At 73.7% G+C, this 22,251-nt stretch carries 19 protein-coding genes; 10 read left to right on the plus strand and 9 right to left on the minus strand.

Features of this window, described 5'->3' with window-relative positions; genetic code table 11:
* The first annotated feature begins 15 nt into the window (after nt 1–15).
* On the plus strand, nt 16–561 hold the full coding sequence (locus SLAV_RS31865; RefSeq protein WP_030232629.1) for an MOSC domain-containing protein: 546 nt from the start codon (nt 16–18) through the stop codon (nt 559–561).
* A 182-nt stretch (nt 562–743) separates the two neighbouring features.
* On the opposite strand, the gene SLAV_RS31870 is transcribed toward SLAV_RS31865, so the two are convergent.
* Entirely contained in the window at nt 744–1,532 is a 789-nt protein-coding gene (locus SLAV_RS31870; RefSeq protein WP_030232632.1) for a hypothetical protein, read from the minus strand.
* 134 nt (nt 1,533–1,666) lie between these two features.
* Here SLAV_RS31870 and SLAV_RS31875 point away from each other — a divergent pair, with 134 nt between their 5' ends.
* Nucleotides 1,667–2,581, plus strand: a complete 915-nt coding sequence (locus SLAV_RS31875; protein WP_030232634.1) for an oxygenase MpaB family protein — start codon at nt 1,667–1,669, stop codon at nt 2,579–2,581.
* 54 nt (nt 2,582–2,635) lie between these two features.
* Here the strand turns inward: SLAV_RS31875 and SLAV_RS31880 are convergent, their stop codons facing one another.
* Nucleotides 2,636–3,244: a class I SAM-dependent methyltransferase gene (locus SLAV_RS31880; protein WP_030232637.1), complete on the minus strand. Its 609-nt coding sequence runs from the start codon at nt 3,242–3,244 to the stop codon at nt 2,636–2,638.
* 168 nt (nt 3,245–3,412) lie between these two features.
* Between SLAV_RS31880 and SLAV_RS31885 the strand changes: the two genes are divergently transcribed.
* From SLAV_RS31885 to SLAV_RS31905, 5 genes are all read left to right on the plus strand, one after another.
* On the plus strand, nt 3,413–4,243 hold the full coding sequence (locus tag SLAV_RS31885; RefSeq protein WP_051841114.1) for an MHYT domain-containing protein: 831 nt from the start codon (nt 3,413–3,415) through the stop codon (nt 4,241–4,243).
* Between the two features lie 125 nt (nt 4,244–4,368).
* Nucleotides 4,369–6,906: a sensor histidine kinase gene (locus SLAV_RS31890; protein WP_051841095.1), complete on the plus strand. Its 2,538-nt coding sequence runs from the start codon at nt 4,369–4,371 to the stop codon at nt 6,904–6,906.
* The gene (locus tag SLAV_RS31895) at nt 6,906–7,412 is read left to right on the plus strand and encodes a roadblock/LC7 domain-containing protein (RefSeq protein ID WP_234333691.1); all 507 of its coding nucleotides are present in this window, start codon (nt 6,906–6,908) and stop codon (nt 7,410–7,412) included. Before SLAV_RS31890 ends, SLAV_RS31895 begins: the two co-directional genes overlap by 1 nt.
* 16 nt (nt 7,413–7,428) lie before the next feature.
* The gene (locus tag SLAV_RS31900) at nt 7,429–7,809 is read left to right on the plus strand and encodes a DUF742 domain-containing protein (RefSeq protein WP_030232646.1); all 381 of its coding nucleotides are present in this window, start codon (nt 7,429–7,431) and stop codon (nt 7,807–7,809) included.
* Nucleotides 7,809–8,453, plus strand: a complete 645-nt coding sequence (locus SLAV_RS31905; protein ID WP_030232648.1) for a GTP-binding protein — start codon at nt 7,809–7,811, stop codon at nt 8,451–8,453. The genes SLAV_RS31900 and SLAV_RS31905 overlap by 1 nt, the downstream gene beginning before the upstream one ends.
* A gap of 2 nt (nt 8,454–8,455) precedes the next feature.
* On the opposite strand, the gene SLAV_RS31910 is transcribed toward SLAV_RS31905, so the two are convergent.
* Nucleotides 8,456–8,884, minus strand: coding sequence for a PPOX class F420-dependent oxidoreductase (locus SLAV_RS31910; protein ID WP_030232649.1), 429 nt, complete (start codon nt 8,882–8,884; stop codon nt 8,456–8,458).
* 106 nt (nt 8,885–8,990) lie between these two features.
* Between SLAV_RS31910 and SLAV_RS31915 the strand changes: the two genes are divergently transcribed.
* Nucleotides 8,991–9,389, plus strand: a complete 399-nt coding sequence (locus SLAV_RS31915; RefSeq protein ID WP_030232651.1) for a roadblock/LC7 domain-containing protein — start codon at nt 8,991–8,993, stop codon at nt 9,387–9,389.
* 105 nt (nt 9,390–9,494) lie between these two features.
* The gene (locus tag SLAV_RS31920) at nt 9,495–10,379 is read left to right on the plus strand and encodes a DUF6397 family protein (protein WP_051841096.1); all 885 of its coding nucleotides are present in this window, start codon (nt 9,495–9,497) and stop codon (nt 10,377–10,379) included.
* On the opposite strand, the gene SLAV_RS31925 is transcribed toward SLAV_RS31920, so the two are convergent.
* The 3 genes from SLAV_RS31925 to SLAV_RS31935 form a co-directional block, all read right to left on the minus strand.
* Nucleotides 10,343–10,744 carry a YchJ family protein gene (locus SLAV_RS31925; protein WP_030232654.1) on the minus strand — a complete coding sequence of 134 codons (402 nt, stop codon included), beginning with the start codon at nt 10,742–10,744 and terminating at the stop codon, nt 10,343–10,345. The two genes, SLAV_RS31920 and SLAV_RS31925, sit on opposite strands and share 37 nt — an antisense overlap.
* Before the next feature lie 85 nt (nt 10,745–10,829).
* Nucleotides 10,830–11,732, minus strand: coding sequence for an acyl-CoA thioesterase (locus SLAV_RS31930; protein ID WP_030232656.1), 903 nt, complete (start codon nt 11,730–11,732; stop codon nt 10,830–10,832).
* A 79-nt stretch (nt 11,733–11,811) separates the two neighbouring features.
* A complete protein-coding gene (locus SLAV_RS31935; protein WP_030232657.1) occupies nt 11,812–14,334 on the minus strand; it encodes a DEAD/DEAH box helicase in 2,523 nt (840 codons plus the stop codon).
* Between the two features lie 145 nt (nt 14,335–14,479).
* Between SLAV_RS31935 and SLAV_RS31940 the strand changes: the two genes are divergently transcribed.
* Nucleotides 14,480–15,271 carry a metal-dependent hydrolase gene (locus tag SLAV_RS31940; RefSeq protein WP_030232659.1) on the plus strand — a complete coding sequence of 264 codons (792 nt, stop codon included), beginning with the start codon at nt 14,480–14,482 and terminating at the stop codon, nt 15,269–15,271.
* 248 nt (nt 15,272–15,519) lie between these two features.
* Here SLAV_RS31940 and SLAV_RS31945 read toward each other — a convergent pair whose 3' ends face one another.
* From SLAV_RS31945 to SLAV_RS31955, 3 genes are all read right to left on the minus strand, one after another.
* On the minus strand, nt 15,520–17,301 hold the full coding sequence (locus tag SLAV_RS31945) for an ABC transporter ATP-binding protein (protein WP_030232661.1): 1,782 nt from the start codon (nt 17,299–17,301) through the stop codon (nt 15,520–15,522).
* Complete coding sequence (locus SLAV_RS31950) at nt 17,298–19,133, minus strand: ABC transporter transmembrane domain-containing protein (RefSeq protein ID WP_030232662.1); 1,836 nt, start codon at nt 19,131–19,133, stop codon at nt 17,298–17,300. The genes SLAV_RS31945 and SLAV_RS31950 overlap by 4 nt, the downstream gene beginning before the upstream one ends.
* A 161-nt stretch (nt 19,134–19,294) precedes the next feature.
* Nucleotides 19,295–22,231 carry an FAD-binding and (Fe-S)-binding domain-containing protein gene (locus SLAV_RS31955; RefSeq protein WP_030232664.1) on the minus strand — a complete coding sequence of 979 codons (2,937 nt, stop codon included), beginning with the start codon at nt 22,229–22,231 and terminating at the stop codon, nt 19,295–19,297.
* Nucleotides 22,232–22,251 lie beyond the last annotated feature (20 nt).

The raw sequence follows: 22,251 nt of genomic DNA on the forward strand, positions 1-22,251 counted from the left end.
AGGGGGGCGTTTACGATGAGCACGGCACAGATCGCGGCGGTCAGCAGCAACGCCGAGTACTCGTTCACCAAGCCCAACCGGGAGAGCATCACGCTGCTCGCGGGCCTGGGTGTGGAGGGCGACGTGCACGCGGGGGTCACGGTCAAGCACCGTTCGCGGGTGGCCGCCGATCCGACCCAGCCGAACCTTCGCCAGGTGCACCTGATCCACCGGGAGCTGTTTGACGAGGTGGCCGCGGCGGGATTCAGCGTCGCACCGGGCCAGCTCGGGGAGAACGTCACCACGGAGGGCATAGACCTGCACGCGCTGCCGACCGGTGCGCTCCTGCGTCTCGGTGAGGAGGCGGTGGTCGAGGTGACCGGGCTGCGCAATCCCTGCCCGCAGATCAACTCCTTCCAGGACGGGTTGCTCAAGCAGGTCGTTGGCCGGGACGAGGAGGGCCGGGTGGTCCGCAAGGCCGGGATCATGGGCGTGGTCCACCGGGGAGGCACCATACGCCCCGGCGACTCCATCACGGTGACCCTGCCGGAACTCCCGCACGTTCCGCTCGAACGCGTCTGAGGCCCGGTCGGTCGATCGCGCCGACGGGGAGGCACCGCCGGCCTGCCGGCGGGTGACGTTCGCCGCGCACCTACGCCCGCCTCCACGTCCGTGTCCACGTTTGTGCCCACGTCCGTGCTGACGCCCACGCCCGGACCTGCGAACAGGGCCCGGAGATGAGCGGGGCGTGAGCCCGCGGGGTGTCAGGAAGGCCGGGTTGCCGCGCGGTCCAGGGCCGCCAGCAGCTCGGTGAGTCCGGGCAGTTCCGCGGCGCCCGCGCGCGGGACGGTCAGGACCTCGCCCGGCTCCTCGTCGAGCAGGACGAAGGCCGCGTCGTCGGTCCGGGCCACCAGGGACCAGCCGGGCCCGTCCGCCCGGAAGGTCCGCACGCCCTCACCGGCGAAGGCGGACCGGACCCGGCCCGCCGGTGGCGCCTGCACGGCGTATCCCGTGGCCTCCCGCAGCGCCCGCGCCAGCCCGGGGTGCGCCGCAGCGGCGGCCCCGCCGTCCGTCGCGACCCGCTCCCGCCAGTCCGCCCACTCCCGGGCGATCTGGTCCGCGCCCAGGCGCCGCTGCACCGGGCCCCACGACTCCGCCGACGGCGGAGCCAGCGGCACCCGCCCGGTGCCGTCCGCACCCTGCTCCGGGTCGTGCGGCTCCGGGATGCCCGGCGCCGCCACCGTCAGGTCCAGCGGCCAGCCCGCCAGCGAGAGCACGATCGTGCTCTCGTCGGGCGACAGCTCGTACTCCATGCCGCAGTCCCAGGAGGCGATCGCGGTGGCCACGAGCGAAACGTCGTCGACGACGACCGTCCAGCGCGCGCCCTCCGCGTCCTGCCCGAGCACCAGCCCGTACCCGTCGGCGACCGGGGACACGCCCAGAAGGGCGCAGGCCTGCGGAAAGTCGTCGCCGAACGCCGTCGGGAACTGCGTGGGGGTCAGCAGTACGGCGGTCAGCACGAACAGCGAACCCCCATCCTCCTCAGCGGACACGTGGCCTCCCGATCGCTCTCTCGTCGGCGCACCTTAACCAGCGGGTAATACGCGCGTCGAGAGTCCACGGGCGTCGATTTCCAAGCCCGCTACCTGCACGTAGAGTTGGGCACCCGCCACAGAAAGGGACACCGGTGCAGCGTTACGACCGGCTGAGGGAGATCCTCCGGCTCGACCCCGACAAGGACTTCCTCGCCATCTACCGGCTCACCACCACCTATGAGTTCCCGTGGGACTTCACCCGCGCCCTGGAACTCGCCCTCTTCCGCACCTACGCCGTGCCCTCCATCGGCGGCCTGCTCGCCGAGACGGCCGAATTCACCCGGCGCGCCCAGAAGCGCTACGACGACACCGCGCTGCTCCTCGACGCGGTCGTCGAGCACGGCTTCGACAGCGACACGGCGCTCACCGCGATCCGTCGCGTCAACCAGATGCACCGCAGTTACGACATCTCCGACGACGACATGCGCTACGTCCTGTGCACGTTCGTCGTGATCCCCGCCCGCTGGATCGACGCCTACGGCTGGCGCCCGCTGACCCACCACGAGCGGCGGGCCTGCGCCAACTACTACGCCACCCTCGGCCGCCATCTGGGCATCAAGGACATCCCGGGCTCCTACGAGGAGTTCGAGGCCACCCTGAACGCCTACGAACAGGCGCACTTCGGCTGGGACGAAGGCGGCCGGGAGGTCGCCGACTCCACCCTCGACCTCATGGCCTCCTGGTACCCGGCGCCGCTCGCCCCCGCCGTGCGCCGCGCGAGCCTCACCCTCCTCGACGAGCCGCTGCTGAGCGCCTTCCGCTACGAGCCCCCGGGTCCAGGCCTCCAGCGCCTGGTCCGGGGGGCGCTGTGGCTGCGGGGTCGCGCGGTGCGGCTCCTGCCGCCCCGCCGGGCACCTCACTACGCCCGCCAGAACCCGGAGATCAAGGGCTACCCCGACGGCTACGACGTCGGCGAGCTCGGTACGTTCCCCGTGCCCGGCGCGGGCGGCTGCCCCGTGCCGCACCCGCGCCGCCCGGCCGGAGCCGAAGCCCAGCCGCCCGCGTAGCCGCCGGGCGCCGGGGCGGCCCCGGCGCGCGGGGAGACGTAAGGCCCGAAGGCCTCAGGGGCGGCGGGCCGCCAGGACCAGGAAGCGGGCGTCCTCGTCGGCGTACGAGGTCATGTCCCAGCCCGAACCGGACAGCAGCGGGCGGAGGTTGTGCTCCGCCCGCAGGTCGTCCGGGGTCAGCTCGCGGCCGTGGCGGGCGGCGAGGGCCGCTCGCCCGATCGGGTGGAACAGCGCGAGGCGGCCGCCGGGGCGGACCACACGGGCGAGCTCGGCCAGGTTCGCCGCCGGGTCGGGCAGGTGCGCGATCAGCCCGGCCGCGAACACCGCGTCGAGGGATCCGTCGCGCAGCGGGAGCCGGGCCACGTCCGCGAGCAGCAGGGTGCCGTCGGCGTCCCGCCCGGCCTCCCGCGCGGCGGCCAGCATCCGCTCCGTGAGGTCCACGCCGAGCACGGTTCCCGCAGGGCCGACGGCCGCGCGCAGCGGGGTCAGGGCCCGGCCCGTCCCGCAGCCCGCGTCGAGCACCCGGTCGCCCGGGCCCACCCCGAGCTCGCCCACGGCGGCGGTGAAGGCGGGTCCGTCCTCCGGGAACTTGCGGTCCCAGTCGGCGGCGCGTGCCCCGAAGAACTCCTGCACGTGTGTGTGGTCCTCGTTCGTACGGCTCATAGGGCTCATGCCGCCATGATCCCGCACCGTCACCGCCTGTGGGCCGTGTGCAAGCTGGCACGTGGTGTGATCGGAGATGAACGTATCTCTGTCATATTCCAGCAGTTCCAGCGGCTTTCGAAATGCTCCCCTTGTTCGCGCCCTCACCCGGACTAGCGTCCCGTGGCCATGGGACACCTGGACCACGCCGCCTATGGCTGGCTGACACCCGCACTGTCATATGTGATGGCATCGATCGGCGCCGCCCTCGGACTGCGCTGCACCGTCCGCGCGCTCGCCGCCACCGGCACCTCCCGCCGTAACTGGCTCCTCACCGCGGCCTCGGCCATCGGCACCGGCATCTGGACGATGCACTTCGTCGCGATGCTCGGCTTCCACGTCACCGGCACCGAGATCCACTACAACGTGCCACTGACCGTCCTCAGCCTGTTCGTCGCGGTGCTCGTCGTCGGCGCGGGCGTCTTCGCCGTCGGTTACGGCACCGCCCACGGCCGCCGGTCCCTCGTCCTCGGCGGACTGACCACCGGACTCGGCGTCGCGAGCATGCACTACCTCGGCATGGCGGCCCTGCGCCTGCACGGCCGGGTCGCCTACGACCCGCTCACCGTCGGGCTCTCCGTCGTCATCGCCGTCGTCGCCGCCACCGCCGCCCTCTGGGCCGCGCTCAACATCAAGTCGCCGGCGGCCGTGGCCGTCGCCTCCCTGGTGATGGGCCTCGCGGTCAGCAGCATGCACTACACCGGGATGCTGGCCGTCTCCGTCCACGTCACCCCCTCGGACCGGGCACTGCCGGGGGCCACCGCCCTGCAGTTCATCTTCCCGCTCGCGGTCGGGCTCGGCTCCTACCTGTTCATCACCGCCGCGTTCGTGGCGCTGTCCCCGACCGCCGACGAACGCGCCGCGTCCGCCTCGGCCTCCGGTGCCGCCTCCGGGGCCGTCGCCGCCCCCGCACCCGCGGCGCCCGGCCGGCCGGGCGAGGGAGCCGTGCCCGCCCACTGAACGACCGCCCGTCCCGGCCACGTCCCGTCCCGGCCCGTACCGCCCCGAACGAGGAGCCCATGCGCACATCCCGCAGAAGACCGCAGGCAGCGGCTCCGCGGCCGGCCGTGCCACCCGTGCCACCGGTGCGCGGCCGCCGGGCGCACGCCGGTCCGCCCGCCGAGGAACCGCCCGGCCCGGACCCCGCTACCGCCCCGGCCGGGAGCGGTCCCGTCGGCACGCGCCCCCGGATCCGGCTGCGCCCCGCCACCGTCCGGGCGAAGATCGTCTCGCTGCTGATGGTCCCGGTCGTCTCCCTGCTCGGCCTGTGGGCCTTCGCCGCCGTCGCCGCCGCCCAGGACGTCGCCCGGCTCAGCCGGGAACGGCAGGCCGACGCCGAGATCCGTACCCCCGTCGCCGCCGCCCTGACCGAGCTCCAGGCCGAACGCCGCGCCGCCGTCCGCTTCCTGGCCGATCCGGCTTCCGACCAGGCGCCGGCCCTGGAACAGCAGGCCCGGCGCACGGACGAGGCCGTAGGGCGGCTCCGCCTCGGAAGCCGCCACACCGTCGCCGACTCCGGTGACCACCACGGCGACGTGGTCACCCGGCTGGACACCTTCGTCTCCCGCGCGGAAGGTCTCGCCGCGGCCCGCAAGGACGTCACCGGGCGCCGCGCCACCCCGGACGGCGCCTACGCGGTCTACACCGAGGCCGCCGACGCCGCCCTCGCCGTCGAGGGAGCCCTCTCCGGCGGTCAGGACCCCGAAACCGGCCCCGGCTCCCGCGTGCTGCTGGAGTTCGCCCGCGCCGGCGAGATGCTCTCCCGCGAGGACGTCCTGCTCGCCCTGCCGGGACCGCGCACCCCCGAGGCGCTCCGCCGCCTGACCGGCGTGGTCGAGAACCGTCGCACACTGACCGCCGCCACCGCCCCCGACCTGCCGGCGGCCCAGCGCGCCGCCTGGGAGTCCGTGGCGAAGAGCGCGTCCTACGCCGAGCTCACGGGCGCGGAGGACAAGGCCCTGGCCGCCACCCCCGCCGGCGGTGCGACGGCACAGCGGGAGGCGCCCAAGGAGGCGCCCAAGGAGGCCCCCAAGGAGGCATCGCGCGGGGTGCCCGCCGGGTGGGAGGCCGCGTACACGAGCGTCAGCGGCTCGATGCGCGACATCCGGCAGGCCGCCGGTGACGGGGCAGTGGGTCAGAGCGACCCGCTCGCCGAGGGGCTGCTCGGCCCCGCCGGGGCGGCGGTGTTGCTGGGGCTGGCCGCCGTCGCCGCCTCGCTGGTCATCTCGGTCCGCATCGGCCGCACCCTCGTCGTCGAACTGGTCTCGCTGCGCAACACCGCCCTGGAGATCGCCCACCGCAAGCTCCCGGACGCCATGGAACGGCTCCGCTCGGGGCAAACCGTCGGCATCGACATCGACATCGACACCGACACCGACACCGACGTCGAAGCCGTGGCCGTGCCCGGACGGCGGACCACCGAGGACGAGATCACCCAGGTCGGCACCGCGCTGTCCACCCTCCACCGCGCCGCCCTGAGCGCCGCCGTCGAACGGGCCGAATTCGCCAGCGGGGTGAGCGGGGTCTTCGTCAACCTCGCCCGCCGCAGCCAGGTCCTCGTGCACAAGCAGCTCAGCCTGCTGGACTCCATGGAGCGGCGCGCCGACGACCCCGGCGAGCTCGACGACCTCTTCCGGCTCGACCACCTCACCACCCGGATGCGCCGTCACGCGGAAAGCCTGATCATCCTCTCGGGCGCCGCTCCCGGCCGGGCCTGGCGCGTGCCGGTCCCGCTCACGAACGTCGTGCGCGCCGCCGTCTCCGAGATCGAGGACTACCCGCGGGTCGAGGTCCGCGGCCTCGCGGAGACCGCCGTCGTCGGCGCGTCGGTGGCCGACCTCACCCACCTCCTCGCCGAACTCGTGGAGAACGCGACCCAGTTCTCCCCGCCGCACACCAAGGTCCGGGTCAGCGGCGAGCCCGTCGGCGCCGGGTACGTCCTGGAGGTCGAGGACCGGGGACTGGGTATGGGCCGCGAGGCGCTGGCCGACGCCAACCGCCGCATCGAGCACTCCGAGGACCTCGACCTCTTCGACAGCGACCGCCTCGGCCTGTTCGTGGTCAGCCGCCTCTCCTCCCGCCACGGGGTGCGGGTGCGCCTGCGGCCGTCACCCTACGGAGGTACGACCGCGGTCGTGCTGCTGCCCAACTCCCTGCTCCAGGGCGCGATCGAGCCCGCCCCCGCCTCCGCCCCCACCACCCCGGACCCCGACCCCGTCCCGGTGCCGGGCCCGGCCCCCGTCTCCGCCGCGCCCGGCGCCCCCGGACCGCAGGGGTCGCGCCCCGCTCCGGTGGCCCCCCTCCGGCCGCGCGGCCCCGGTGGCACGGGCACCCGTACGCACTCGGCGTCCACCCCCGCCCCGGGGCCCGCGCCCGCCCTCGTCGCCGCACCGGTCGCCGGACTGCCGCGCCGGGTACGGCAGGCCAGCCTGGTCCCGCAGCTGCGCGAGGCGTCCGGTGAGCAGGCCCCCGGTGACGCCCGGACCTCCGAGGAGCCCCCGGACCGCAGCCCCGAACAGGCCCGGGAACGGATGGCCGCCTTCCGGGCGGGCTGGGCGCGCGGGACCCGGGAGACCTCGAACCCGAACGGCGGCCCCCACGCGGGCAGCGAAGGAGAAGTGTGATGATCGAACACCACGGGACCGGCTGGGGAACGACCGGACGCAGGAGCGCCCCCGGGACCGGCCGCGGGACCGACCCCAGGACCGGTTCCGACCCGGTGCGCCGGTCCGGCGAGCTGGACTGGTTGCTGGACGACCTGGTGACGCGGGTCCGCGAGGTCCGGCACGCCGTCGTCCTGTCCAACGACGGCCTGGCCGTGGGCTCCTCCAGTGCGCTGAGCAGGGAGGACGCCGAGCACCTCGCCGCCGTGGCCTCCGGGTTCCACAGCCTGGCCAAGGGCGCGGGCCGGCACTTCCGCACCGGGGGCGTGCGCCAGACGATGGTGGAGATGGACGAGGGCTTCCTCTTCGTCGCGGCCGCGGGCGACGGCTCCTGCCTGGCCGTCCTCAGCGCGGCCGGTGCCGACATCGGGCTGATCGCCTACGAGATGGCCCGGCTGGTCAAGCGGGTCGGCGAGCACCTCTACGCCCCGCCCCGGTTCGCGGTCCGCCCGCCGGCCGCCGGGTGAGGGCGGGGTCCGGAGCATGAACGGCCAGTGGTACGACGCCGAGGCGGGCCCGCTCGTGCGCCCCTACGCCATGACCGGCGGGCGCACGAAGCCGGGACCCCACGGCGTGCGCTTCGACCTCATCGCGCTGGTCGTGGTGGACCCGGCGGCCGGGGGAACGGGGGAGGAGGCGCTGCTCGGTCCCGAGCACCGGGCACTGCTCGGGCGCTGCCGCGACGAGACCCAGTCGGTGGCCGAACTCGCCGCCGACGCGGACCTGCCCGTGGGGGTGGTGCGGGTGCTGCTCGGTGACCTGTTGGAGGCGGGGCACGTCAAGGTCAGCCGTCCGGTGCCGCCCGCGCGGCTGCCGGAGATGCGGATTCTGCGGGAAGTCATCGAGGGATTGCGAGCGCTGTGATGGGACTGCACGACAACGGACCGGCGGAGCGGGGAGGTCCCGGGACGGACGAGGAACTGGCCGCGCTCGCTCTGAAGATCCTCGTGGCGGGGGGCTTCGGCGTCGGCAAGACCACGCTCGTGGGCGCGGTCAGCGAGATCAGGCCGCTGCGGACGGAAGAGCTGCTGAGCGAGGCGGGCGAGCGGGTCGACGACACCGGCGGGGTCGAACGGAAGACCACGACCACCGTGGCCATGGACTTCGGACGGATCACGATCCGCTCCGGCCTGTCCCTGTACCTGTTCGGCACGCCGGGGCAGGACCGGTTCTGGTTCCTGTGGGACGAGCTCGCGCTGGGCGCGCTGGGTGCGGTGGTCCTCGCCGACACCCGGCGGCTGGAGGACTGCTTCCCGGCCGTGGACTACTTCGAGCACCGGCGGATCCCGTTCGTGGTGGCCGTCAACTGCTTCACCGACGCCCGCCGATACGGGACCACCGACGTGGCGCGGGCCCTCGACCTGGAGCAGGGGACGCCGGTGGTGCTGTGCGACGCCCGTGACAAGGACTCGGGGAAGGAAGTGCTGATCAGGCTGGTCGAGTACGCCGGGCGGGTGCACACCGCCCGGCTGCTCGATGCGGTCGGGTCGCAGGCCGATCCGGTGTGACGTCAGTCGGCGATGCCGGCCGTCGCGATCACCTTCTCGATCGGTACGCGGACGAGGAGTTCGCCGGGAACCGCGTTGCGGCGGCCGAAGGCCTCGCCCCGCTCCTCGCCCATGTAGCGGGAGCCGATCCGCGTGGCCCAGGGGAGCATCTCCTCCAGGTCCTCGCTGATCTCGGCGCGTCCCTGGAGCACGACGTAGGAGAAGGGCGGCCGGTCGTCGTCCACGCAGAGGGCGACCCGGCCGTCGCGGGCCAGATTCCGCCCCTTGACGGTGTTCTTGCCGGTGTTGAAGACGAAGGCGTCACCGTCGAGAACGAACCAGATGGGAGCGATGTGCGGGCTTCCGTCCTCGCGGACCGTGGACAGCTTTCCGGTGCGGGTGGAGTGCGAGACGAACGCACGCCATTCCTCTTGAGTCATCTTCTGTGCCATGGGCCCATCCTCCTTGCCGGAAAGGGGCTGGTGGGGAAGGCTTGCGGCACGACTACGCGGGGTGGGGCGCGGCCACGTCGGCCGCGTCGACGGGGAGGGGCTGGAAATGGCACTGGACAAGCAGCTCGACTGGCTGCTGGACGATCTGACGCGCAGGGTCCAGCAGGTCCGCCACGCGGTGGTGCTGTCGAACGACGGGCTGGTGACGGCCGCGAGCGCCGGGCTGGCGCGTGAGGACGCCGAGCACCTAGCGGCCGTCGCGGCGGGGCTGCAGAGCCTGGCCAAGGGGTCGGGGCGGCACTTCAGGGCGGGGGAGGTGCGCCAGACCATGGTCGAGTACGACGAGGGCTTCCTGTTCGTCGTCGCGGCGGGTTCCGGCAGCAGCCTGTGCGCGCTGAGCGCGGCCGAGGCGGACATCGTGCAGGTGGCGTACGAGATGACGCTGCTGGTCAACCGGGTTGGGGAACACCTGGGGGTCGCGGAGCGGAGGATCACCGGGGGCTGACCGGCGGGCGCCGGGAGCGGAGTTTTCCACAGGCCTCGCGCGGGTTCGTCACGTTGGGTTACCTTCTTCACGCAGAGTGATCGTCGCTCGTGGGGGAGGACCGTGATGAAGGTGCAAGCGCTGGAGCGTGCGTCGGCCGGCAGGGAGACGCCCGAGGGCGTGCGTGCGGAGCAGCCGCTACCGGAGCCGGACGCGCGGCCGCCGGAGCTGCTGAGCGGCCCCCGGGCCGCGGGGGAACTGGGCCTGCGCCGGGGTGAGTTCGCGCGCGCCGTCCAGCTGGGTCTGGTGCGTCCCGGCCCGCGGGCGGCCGGCGGAGCCGCCCGTTTCACCCGGGCCGAACTGGACCGGGTCAGGGCGGCTGAGGGGTACCCGCAGGCACTGCGGGAGCGGGTCGAGACCGTGGCCGGTGCCGACGCCGGGGCACGGGCGCTGGGGACCGGACCGAGCCGCTTCACCCGGCTCGCGCGCTGCGGGCACCTCACCCCCGTCGGCTACCGGATCAACCGCTACCGGGCCGTCGTCTGGCTCTACCTGGCCGCCGAGCTGAGGGAGTTCGCCGCCCGGGAGCCCGGGATGCTGAGCGGGGCCGCGCCCCCGGAGGACCGGGAGATGCTGGAGGCCAAAGCGGACCTGCGCCCGCGCCGGTGGCGCGGGCGGCACGTGGGGCTGCTGCTGAGACGGACCGCCGATCCCTGGGAGCGGGCCGCCGTACTGGCCTCCGTGCTCCCCGAGCAGCAGGTGCGCCAGGCCGTCCCCGATCCGGCGGAACGGATCGTCCTCGCGGCGCTCGCGCCGCCCCCGCCCTACGGACACCCGCAGGTCCCGGCCGCGGCCGCCGTGGCCGGGCGGCTGCTGCTGGCGGAACCGCCGGACGAGGTGCACTGGTACCGGACCAGCCTCGACTTCGCCCTGACCGGGGCGCGAGGCCGGCGGAACTCGACGGGGGAGCGGGGTCAGTCGAACTCGACGGGGGAGAGGGGGCCGACGTAGACCCAGGCCCCCGCCTCGCGGGAGAAGGCACTGTGCTCGCGCAGCGAACCCGTGTGCCCGCCCTCCCGGTAGTGCGCCCGGAACTCCACCGACCCCTCCGTCTCGAACATCCCGCCGCGCTCGGTGGCCAGGATCTCCAGCCGCTCCCAGTGCTGAGCGGGATCCAGATCGAGCCGGCCCGGCCGGGTCGAGGAGTGCCAGGAGCGCATCAGGTAGGCGCTGTCGCCGACCGCGAACGCGCTGAACCGCGACCGCATCAGCAGCTCGGCGGTGGGCGCCTGTTTGGCGCCCGAGTGGAAGCGGCCGCAGCAGTCGGGGTAGGTGGCGGGCAGCCCGCAGGGGCAGGGGAGGACCGGGGTGGACATGTGCGCTCGACTCTGGGGAGGGGAGATGACGGGATTACGGACGCCACCGCCGCCGGCGCAGGAGCTGGCGGAGCGGTCGCGGAGACTACTGCGGGGACACGGCCGGCTTGGCCGCCGAGGCCGGGTACGGGCGGAAGAGACCCTCCTGGACCACGGAGACCAGCAGCCTGCCCTCCACGTCGTAGATGCGGCCACGGGCCAGACCGCGGCCGCCGTGCGCGATGGGTGACTCCTGGTCGTACAGGAACCACTCGTCCGCGCGGAAGGGCCGGTGGAACCACATCGCGTGGTCCAGCGAGGCCATGTCGAAACCGCGCATGCCCCACAGGGGTTCCACGGGGATGCGCACGGCGTCGAGGAGGGTCATGTCACTGGCGTAGGTGAGGGCGCAGGTGTGCACGAGCGGGTCGTCGCCCAGCGGGCCGACCGCCCGCATCCACACCGCACTGCGCGGATCGGCGTCCTTGAGCTCCTCCGGAGTCCAGCGGAGCCGGTCCACGTACCGGATGTCGAAGGGCTGACGGCGGGCCATCCGCTCCAGCGCCTCGGGCAGCGCGCCCAGGTGCTCGCGGATCTCGTCCACGACCTTCGGAAGCGCGTCCGGGTGGGGGAAGTCGAGGCGAGGAGGCAGCTGGTGCTCGATGCTGCCCTCCTCCGGGTGATGGAAGGAGGCGGTCAGATTGAAGATGGTCTTGCCCTGCTGGACCGCGGTGACCCGGCGTGTGGTGAAGGAGCGCCCGTCGCGCACCCGTTCCACCTGGTACACGATCGGCACCCCGGGGATGCCCGGACGCAGGAAGTACGCGTGCAGGGAGTGGACCGGCCGGTCGCTCTCGGTGGTGCGGCCGGCCGCCACCAGGGCCTGCCCGGCGACCTGCCCGCCGAACACGCGCTGGAGGGATTCCTGGGGGCTCGCGCCCCGGAAGATGTTGACCTCGATCTGCTCCAGGTCGAGCAGATCGACCAGTCTCTCGGCGGGGTTCGTCATCAGCAGCTCTCCACTGTCGGGTGCGGCGGGTCCGGCCGGCGCGGTGCCCGGGCACCGGCCGGCGGCGTGCGGGGTCGGGTCAGAGCAGCCCGAGTTCGCCGACCGAGGTGACCCGGATGACGGCCCGGCCCTCCTCGTCGGACGCGGCGAGGTCGACCTCGGCGCTGATGCCCCAGCCATGGTCGCCGTTCGGGTCGGCGAACGTCTGGCGGACGCGCCACAGGCCGTGGGCGGGGTCCTCCTCGATCTGGAGGAGCTTGGGGCCGCGGGCGTCGGGGCCGGTGCCGAGGTCGTCGTACTCGTCCCAGTACCCGTCCATGGCCTCGCCCCAGGCGTCGGCGTCCCAGCCGGACTCGGCGTCCAGCTCGCCCAGCACGTTGACGTGGTCCAGGGCCGCCAGCTCGACCCGTCGGAACATGGCGTTGCGGACCAGCACCCGGAAGGCGCGGGCGTTCGCGGTGACCGGCTTGACCTGGTCGGCCTTCTCCTGGGCCTGCTCCGCCGTCTCCACCTCCGGGTTCGCCAGCTGCTCCCACTCGTCGAGCAGGCTGGAGTCCACCTGGCGGACGAGCTCGCCCAGCCACGCGATGAGGTCCTGCAGGTCCTCGGACTTGAGGTCGTCGGGGATGGTGTGGTCCAGCGCCTTGTACGCGCCCGCCAGGTAGCGCAGCACGATGCCCTCGGTGCGGGCCAGCTCGTAGAAGGAGGTGAACTCGGTGAAGGTCATCGCGCGCTCGTACATGTCGCGGATGATCGACTTCGGGGAGACCGGGTGGTCGCGGACCCACGGGTGGCTCTTGCTGTACACGTCGTAGGCGTGCAGCAGCAGCTCTTCCAGGGGCTTGGGATAGGTGACGTCCTGGAGGCGCTCCATGCGCTCCTCGTACTCGATCCCGTCGGCCTTCATCGCGCCGACCGCGATGCCGCGCTCCTTGTTCTGCTGGGCGGCCAGGATCTGGCGCGGGTCGTCCAGGGTGGACTCGACGACCGAGACCATGTCCAGCGCGTAGGACGGGGACTCCGGGTCCAGCAGGTCGAAGGAGGCCAGCGCGAAGGTGGACAGCGGCTGGTTGAGCGCGAAGTCCTGCTGGAGGTCGACGGTCAGGCGGATGGTGCGGCCCTCGGCGTCCGGGGTGTCGAGCTTCTCCACCACGCCGCCGTCCAGCAGCGAACGGTAGATCGCGAAGGCCCTCCGGATGTGCCGCAGCTGGGCCTTGCGCGGCTCGTGGTTGTCCTCCAGGAGGTGGCGCATCGCCTGGAAGGCGTCGCCCGGCCGGGCGATGACCGACAGCAGCATGATGTTGGTGACCTTGAAGCGCGAGGTCAGCGGCTCCGGGTCGGCGGCGATCAGCTTCTCGAAGGTGGTGTCCGACCAGGCCACGAAGCCCTCGGGGGCCTTCTTGCGGACCACCTTGCGGCGCTTCTTCGGGTCGTCGCCCGCCTTCGCGAGGGCCTTCTCGTTCTCGATGACGTGCTCGGGCGCCTGCGCGACCACGAAGCCGGCCGTGTCGAAGCCGGCGCGGCCCGCGCGTCCGGCGATCTGGTGGAACTCGCGGGCGCGCAGCGTGCGGACGCGGTTGCCGTCGTACTTGGTGAGCGCGGTGAACAGCACCGTGCGGATCGGGACGTTGACACCGACGCCGAGGGTGTCGGTACCGCAGATGACCTTCAGCAGACCGGCCTGGGCCAGCTTCTCCACCAGCCGCCGGTACTTGGGCAGCATGCCCGCGTGGTGCACGCCGATGCCGTGGCGGACGTAACGGGAGAGGTTCTGGCCGAACTTCGTGGTGAAACGGAAGTTGCCGATCAGCTCCGCGATCTTGTCCTTCTCCTCGCGGGTGCACATGTTGATGCTCATCAGCGACTGCGCCCGCTCGACCGCCTGGGCCTGCGTGAAGTGCACGATGTAGACCGGCGCCTGCCGGGTCTCCAGCAGTTCCGTGATGGTGTCCGTGATCGGCGTGGTCACGTACTCGTACGACAGCGGGACCGGCCGGCTCGCCGAGCGGACCACCGACGTCGGACGGCCGGTGCGCCGGGTCAGGTCCTCCTCGAACCGCTTCACGTCGCCGAGGGTCGCCGACATCAGGACGAACTGCGCCTGGGGCAGTTCCAGCAGCGGGATCTGCCAGGCCCAGCCGCGGTCCGGCTCCGCGTAGAAGTGGAACTCGTCCATCACGACCTGGCCGATGTCGGCGTACTTGCCGTCGCGCAGGGCGATGGAGGCCAGCACCTCGGCCGTGCAGCAGATCACCGGGGCGTCCGCGTTCACGGAGGCGTCGCCGGTCAGCATGCCGACGTTCTCGGTGCCGAAGAGCTTGCACAGGTCGAAGAACTTCTCCGACACCAGCGCCTTGATCGGGGCGGTGTAGAAGGTCACCTTGTCCTGGGCCAGCGCGGTGAAGTGGGCGCCGGCCGCCACGAGGCTCTTGCCCGAGCCGGTCGGCGTCGACAGGATCACGTTCGCCCCGGAGACGACCTCGATCAGGGCCTCCTCCTGCGCCGGGTACAGGGTGATGCCCTGGTCCTCCGCCCACGAGGAGAAAGCCTCGAAGAGGGCGTCGGGGTCGGCGTTCGGCGGGAGCTGATCAATGAGGGTCACACCCCCCATCTTGCCTGGCTTCCGCCCGGAAGAGGGAACCGGCCACCGGGACGAAGATCGTCACCGGTACGCTGTGCCGTCGAGGCGGCCCGACCGAAACGCTCGACGGGGCCCGACCACACAGGACTGGGGCGGGACACAAGCCATGATGGGTCCGGCGCACTCACTGTCCGGGGCAGCGGCCTGGCTGGGGGTGGGCGCGGCGACGGCCGCCGCCGGGCACCCGATGCCGTGGCCCGTACTGGTCGTCGGCGCGCTCATATGCGCCGGTGCGGCCCTGGCCCCCGACCTCGACCACAAGTCGGCGACGATCTCGCGCGCCTTCGGCCCCCTCTCGCGGGGCCTGTGCGAGGTGGTCGACAAGATCTCCTACGCCGTCTACAAGGCCACCCGCGCCCCTCGCGACGCCCGCCGCAGCGGGGGACACCGCACCCTGACCCACACCTGGCTCTGGGCGGTCCTGATAGGCGCCGGCTCCTCGGCGCTCGCGGTCACCGCCGACCGCTGGGGCGTGCTCGTGCTGCTCTTCGTCCACCTGGTGCTGGCCGTCGAGGGCCTCCTGTGGCGGGCGGCCCGGATGTCCAGCGACGTCCTGGTCTGGCTGCTGGGCGCCACGAGCGCCTGGATCCTGGCCGGCGTGCTCGACCAGCCGGGCAACGGCGCGGGCTGGCTCTTCACCGGCCCCGGCCAGGAGTACCTGTGGCTCGGCCTGCCGATCCTGCTCGGCGCCCTCGTCCACGACATCGGCGACGCGCTCACCGTCTCCGGCTGCCCGATCCTGTGGCCCCTGCCGATCGCGGGCAAGCGCTGGTACCCGATCGGCCCTCCGAAGGCGATGCGGTTCCGTGCCGGCAGCTGGGTGGAGCTCAAGGTCCTGATGCCGGTCTTCATGCTCCTCGGCGGCATCGGCGGCGCATCAGCCCTCGGCTTCCTCTGACCACCCCGCCTCCGCGGACATCCAAACCCCCGGGCCCCCGACACCCGAGTCCCCGAGCAACCGGGCCTGCGGGTCCCGGACCTCGATCCTTCTGCCCCGAGTCCCCACCTCCGGGCCCTCGGGCTCCCGGGCTTACCGGCCCCGGCCTCCCGGGCTCGGCTCACCGGCCGCGGTACCCCGGCCGTGGGTCCCGGGTCCGCAGGCCCGGGCTCGCAGGGCGGGGAGGCAGGGCCGGGGACGCTCGTCGGTCAGCCGTGCCAGGAGTGCCAGAGGGCGGCGTAGGCGCCGTTGGCCGCCACCAGTTCGTCGTGGGAGCCCAGTTCGCTGATGCGGCCGCCCTCGACCACCGCGATCACGTCGGCGTCGTGCGCCGTGTGGAGCCGGTGGGCGATCGCGATGACCGTACGGCCGTCCAGCACCCCCGCGAGCGACCGCTCCAGGTGCCGGGCGGCCCGCGGATCCAGCAGCGAGGTCGCCTCGTCCAGCACCAGCGTGTGCGGGTCCGCCAGCACCAGCCGGGCCAGCGCGACCTGCTGGGCCTGAGCCGGGGTCAGCGCGCTCCCGCCGGACCCCACCTCGGTGTCCAGCCCCGCCTCCAGGGCCCGCGCCCAGCCGTCCGCGTCCACCGCGCCCAGCGCCGCCCACAGTTCGGCGTCGGCCGCACCCGACCGGGCGAGACGCAGATTGTCCCGCAGCGATCCCACGAAGACGTGGTGCTCCTGGTTGACCAGCGCCACGTGCTCCCGCACCCGCTCCGCCGGCATCCGCGACAGCATCGCGCCACCGAGCGTGACCTCACCCGTCCGGGGCGCGTAGATGCCCGCCAGCAGCCGGCCCAGAGTGGACTTGCCCGCGCCCGAGGGGCCGACCAGCGCCATCCGGGTGCCCGGCGGCACGGACATCGACACCCGGTGCAGGACGTCCACGCCCTCCTTGTAACCGAACCGGACCTCCCGCGCCCGCACCTCCCGGCCCCCGGGGGCGACGGCGGCGTCCCCCGCGTCCGGTTCGATCTCGCGCACACCGACCAGCCGGGCCAGCGAGACCTGGGCGATCTGGAGTTCGTCGTACCAGCGCAGGATCAGGCCGATCGGGTCGACCATCATCTGCGCCAGCAGCGCCCCGGTCGTCATCTGCCCCACCGACATCCAGCCCCGCAGCACGCAGTACCCGCCGATCATCAGCACGGCGCCGAGGATCGTCACGTAGGTGATGTTGACGACGGGGAACAGGACCGTCCGCAGGTACAGCGTGTACCGCTCCCAGGCGGTCCACTCCTTGATCCGCCGCTCCGACAGCGCGATCCGGCGACGCCCCAGCCGGTGCGCCTCCACGGTCCGCCCGGCGTCCACCGTCTCGGTGAGCGCCGCCGCCACCGCCGCGTACCCGGCCGCTTCCGAGCGGTACGCCGAGGGCGCCCGCCGGAAGTACCAGCGGCATCCGACGACCAGGACCGGCAGCGCCACCAGCGCGGCCAGCGCCAGCGGCGGGGCGGTGACCACCAGCGCCCCGTAGAGCAGCCCGGCCCAGACCACGCCGATGGTCAGCTGCGGCACGGCCTCGCGCATCGCGTTGGCCAGCCGGTCGATGTCGGTGGTGATCCGCGAGAGCAGGTCGCCCGTCCCGGCGCGTTCCAGGACGCCCGGGGGCAGACCGACCGACCGCACCAGGAAGTCCTCGCGCAGATCGGCCAGCATCTCCTCGCCGAGCATCGCCCCGCGCAGCCGCACCATCCGGACGAAGAACGTCTGGACGGCCAGCGCCAGCGCGAACAGCAGGGCCACGCGCCCCAGATGGAGCTCGCGCGCCCCCGAGGACAGCTCGTCGACGACCCGTCCCAGCAGGGTGGGGCCCACCATGGAGGCGACCACCGCCACGGCGTTGACCCCCACCAGCACCACGAAGGCCCGCCGGTGCCGGCGCAGCAGGCCGCGCACGTAGCCCCGTACGGTCGCCGACGTGCCCACCGGCAGGGTCGCGGCCGTCTCCGGGGCCGCCGGATCGTGTTCCGGGGGCGCCACGCCGATCATGCGGATTCCTCGATCCCTGTGAGTTCCTCTGCCGGCCCCGCCAGGCCGATCCCGGCGCGCCGCTGTTCCTCGTCCGTCTCGCGGGTGACGACCGCCCGGTAGCGCGGCTCGCCGTGCAGCAGCTCGCGGTGCGTGCCCGCGGGCAGGGCCCGGCCCTCGTGGACCAGGACGACCCGGTCGGCACGGTCCAGCAGCAGCGGCGAGGAGGCCAGCACCACCGTCGTGCGCCCGGAGCGCAGGGCCGCGATCCCGTCGGCGATCCGCGCCTCGGTGTGCGAGTCCACCGCCGAGGTCGGCTCGTCCAGCACCAGCACCTCCGGGTCGGTCACCAGCGACCTGGCCAGCGCCAGCCGCTGGCGCTGGCCGCCGGACAGCGAGCGGCCGCGCTCGGTGATCCGGGCGTCCATCGGGTCCCGCACCCCGTCGGGGGCCGACTGCAGCAGCGCGTCCAGGACGTCGTCGCACTGCGCGGCCTCCAGCGCCGCCCGGGGCGTCACCGACCCCGAGGCCGGTACGTCGAACAGCTCGCGCAGCGTCCCGGACAGCAGCACCGGATCCTTGTCCTGGACGAGGACCAGCTCGCGGGCCGTGTCCAGCGCGAGTTCGTCCAGCGCCACCCCGCCGAGCAGCGCCGAACGCGCCGCGCCGGCGGAGTCCGTCGGATGGCCGCCCAGCCGCTCCGCCAGCCGCCCCGCCAGGTCCGGGTCCCCGCACACGACCGCCGTGAAGGCACCGGCCGGGGCCAGCACCCCCGTCTCGGGGTCGTACAGGTCCCCGCCCGGAGCCGGAGCCGCCGCGGCCCCCGTCGTGCCGGCGCCGGCCGGGACCGCTTCCCCGGTGCGCGTCAGCGACAGCACCCGCGCGGCCCGCGCGGCGGAGGGCCGGGAGAAGGAGTAGGCCATCGCGATCTCCTGGAAGTGCCGCAGCGGGTACAGCATCGTGGCCACCGCGCTGAAGGCCGCGACGAGTTCACCCACCGCCAGCTGTTCGTCCGTCACGAGGACGGCCCCGTACCAGACCACCGTGATCATCAGGGCGCCCGGCAGCAGCACCTGCACGGCGGCGATCAGCGCCCACATCCTGGCACTGTGCACGGCGGCCCTGCGGACCTCCTGGGAGGCTTCCCGGTAGCGCCCGAGGAAGAGTTCCTCGCCGCCGATGCCCCGCAGGACGCGCAGGCCCGCGACGGTGTCGGAGGCCAGCTCGGTGGCCTTGCCCGCCTTCTCGCGCTGGACGTCCGCGCGCCGGGTGGCGCGCGGCAGCAACGGCAGGACGGACAGGGCGAGCACCGGGACGCCCACCGCGACGACCACGCCGATCGCGGGCGCGTAGAAGAGCAGGCCGACGCAGATCGCGGCGACGGTCAGGGCGGCGGCGAGGAACCGGGAGACCGCCTCGACGAACCAGCCGATCTTCTCCACGTCGCCCGTGGACACGGCCACCACCTCGCCCGCCGCGACCCGGCGGGTCAGGGCGGAGCCCAGTTCGGCGGTCTTGCGGGCCAGCAGCTGCTGGACCCGGGCGGCCGCCGTGATCCAGTTGGTGACGGCGGTGCGGTGCAGCATCGCGTCGCCGAGCGAGATGGCGATGGCGAGCAGCAGGAGCAGCGCGCCGACGCGGAGCAGTCCGCCGCCGTCGCGGCGCACGACCGCGTCCACGCCGAGTCCCACGGCGTAGGGCAGCCCGGCGACGCCGCCGAAGTGCAGGAGCCCCCAGGCCAGGCTGCGGGCCTGGCCGCCGAGTTGCCCCCGGCCCAGCCACAGCAGGAACCTCGGGCCGGTGCGGGCGTCCGGTACTCCGGGATCCGGATACGGAAGATCACTGATCTGCATGACGCCCCATGACTGGTCGAGTAGGCCGAACCCCGCAAGGTTCGTCCTCCCGGACCGGCCCCGGCAATCGATTTTCCGGTGCACGGGGGTGCGCCCGCGCGTGTTTCGGGGGTACGGAAACGCGAGCGTGCGGCGCCGGACCCGAGCCCGCGCGGGCGCGTTCAGGGGCGCGTGGCACGCTCCAGGGCGAGCAGCGCCGAGGAGTAGCCGCGCCCCGTGGCCCGGTCCATGCCGATCTCGCACATGCGGTTCGCCGACAGGTGCGCGTCGAACTGCCGGGAGGTCACCTCGGCGGCCTCGCGGGCCGTCGCCGATTCCGTCAGCTCCGGGTGCAGCATCCCCCGGTCGCCGGCGAAGGCGCAGCAGCCCGTGTCGTCCGGGACGACCACCTCGTCGGCGCAGGCCCCGGCGACCGCGCGCAGTTCGGCCTCGTCACCCAGACGGCGCATCGAGCAGGTGGGGTGGAGGACGGCGGACCCGACCGTGCGCAGCACCTCCAGCCGTGGCAGCAGTTCCCGGGCGGCCCAGACGACGGAGTCGAGGATCCGCAGTTCCGCGTGCAGGGCCCGGTTGTCCTCGGTCAGGTACGGGACGACCTCGTGCGCGAGGCCGAGGGTGCAGGAGGAGGCGTCGACCACCAGGGGCAGCCGGCCGCCGGCGGTCCAGCCCCAGGCGGCCTCCACGATCCGGTTGGCCATCACCCGGCTGCCCTCCTCGTACCCCTTGGAGTGCCAGATCGTCGCGCAGCAGGTGCCGGTGACATCGCGGGGGATCCACACCGGCTTCCCCGCCCGCTGCGACACGGCCACCACGGCCTCCGGCAGGGAGGGCCCGGGATCGCCGGCGGGCCCGCCGAAGATGCGGTTGACGCAGGCCGGGTAGTAGACCGCGGCCGCGCCCACCCGCCGGGTCGTGGGCAGCGCGCGGGCGGCGGCACCGGGGATCTGCGGCAGCCAGCGCGGCACCAGGTCGGGCCGTACGGCCTTGCGCGCGGCCTCCGTCGCCACCGCCAGGGGGCGGTCCCCGACCGCGGAGGTGATCTTGTCGGCGGCGGCCACGGCCAGTCGGGCGGCCGCCTCGACGGTCCGGAACCGCCGGGCGGCCAGGGCGGCGGCGCGTTCCTCGCGCGGGCCGTGCCGGAGGTGGCGGAAGTCCTTCATGAGCGCGCCGGTGTCGATGCCGACGGGGCAGGCGAGGGCGCAGGCCGAGTCGCCCGCGCAGGTGTCGACGGCGTCGTACCCGTAGGCGTCGAGCAGGCCGTCGAGGACGGGGGAGCCGGGCGGCTGGCGCATCATCTCGCGGCGCAGCACGATCCGCTGGCGCGGTGTGGTCGTCAGGTGCTCGCTGGGGCAGACCGGTTCGCAGAAACCGCACTCGATGCAGGGGTCCGCCACGGCCTCGACCCGCGGGATGGTCTTCAGTCCGCGCAGATGGGCCCGGGGGTCGCGGTCGAGGAGGATGCGCGGGGCGAGGACCAGGTCCGGGTCGACGAGCCGCTTGGTGCGCCACATCAGCTCGGTGGCCCGCGGGCCCCATTCGAGTTCGAGGAAGGGGGCCATGTTGCGGCCCGTGGAGTGCTCGGCCTTCAGCGAGCCGTCGAACCGCTCGACCGTGAGCCGGCAGAAGGCCTCCATGAAGGCCGCGTACCGGTCGACGTCGGCGGGGACGGAGGCGTCGAAGGCGAGCAGGAAGTGCAGGTTGCCATGGGCGGCGTGCCCCGCGACGGCGGCGTCGAACCCGTGCTCCGCCTGGAGTACGAGGAGCGCCTCGCAGGCCTCGGCGAGCCGGGACGGGGGGACCGCGAAGTCCTCGGTGATCAGGGTGGTGCCGGGGGCGCGGGCCCCGCCGACGGCGGTGACGAAGGCCTTGCGGGTCTTCCAGTAGCCGGAGACCACCGCGGGATCGCCGGTGAAGGTGTTCGTCACGGAGGCGACGGGGGCCACCAGCTCCAGTCCGGCCAGCACCCCGGCGGCGCGGCGCTCGTGCTCCGCGCGGCCCGCCGCGTCCGGGGCCCGGAACTCCACCAGCAGCGCGGCCGTGTCCCGGGGCAGCCGGGCCCAGTCGGCCGGCACGCCCGCGACGCTGACGCAGGCGCGCAGGGTGTTGCCGTCCATCAGCTCCACGGCGAGGGCGCCGGCCGCGTTGAACAGCGGCACGGCCGCGGCCGCGGCGGGCAGGGAGGGGAAGAAGAGCAGGCCCGTGGTGAGCTCGCGGTCCAGGGGGAGGGTGTCGAAGACGACCTCGGAGATGAAGCCGAGGGTGCCCTCGGAGCCGACCATCAGGCCGCGCAGGACCTCCACGGGGGTGGTGCCGTCGAGGTAGGCGTCGAGCCGGTAGCCGGTGGTGTTCTTGATCTCGTATTTGGCGCGGATCCGGGCGACCAGCTCCGGGTCGGCCTCGATCTCCCGCTTGATCTCCATCAGCCCGTGGCACAGCGCCGGCTCGGCGCGGGCCAGCTCCTCGTCCGCGAGCGGGTCGGCGGTGTCGACGACCGTTCCGGTCGGCAGGACGAGGGTGAGGGAGGAAAGGGTGCGGTACGCGTTCCTCGTGGTCCCCGCGGTCATGCCGGAGGCGTTGTTCGCGACCACTCCGCCGAGGGTGCAGGCGATGGCGCTGGCCGGGTCGGGACCCAGGATCCGGCCGTGCCGGGCCAGGGCCGCGTTGGCCCGCAGGACGGTGGTGCCGGGCCGGATGCGGGCGCGCCGGCCCTCGTCCAGGACCTCGATCCCGGCCCAGTGGCGGCGGACGTCGACCAGGATGTCCTCGCCCTGGGCCTGGCCGTTCAGCGAGGTCCCGGCGGCGCGGAAGACCACCTCGCGCTGTCTGCCGTGGGCGTAGGACAGGACGGCGGAGACGTCGTCGATGTCCTCGGCGATCACCACGACCTGCGGCACGAACCGGTACGGGGAGGCGTCCGTGGCGTAGCGGACCAGGTCGGAGACCTTCCAGAGCACCTTCTCGGCGCCGAGCAGTTCGGTCAGCTCGGCGCGCAGCACCGAGGGGGTACCCGGGGCCATGCGGTCGGGGACCCGGTCGGGGGCCGGGGCGGCGGGGCCGTGCGGGCGCAGCGCCCCCGGCTTCGGTTCCAGCAGCGGCATGTGGAGCCCCTCCGTGTCCT

The sequence above is a fragment of the Streptomyces lavendulae subsp. lavendulae genome (assembly GCF_002803845.1).
Lineage (GTDB): Bacteria > Actinomycetota > Actinomycetes > Streptomycetales > Streptomycetaceae > Streptomyces > Streptomyces lavendulae.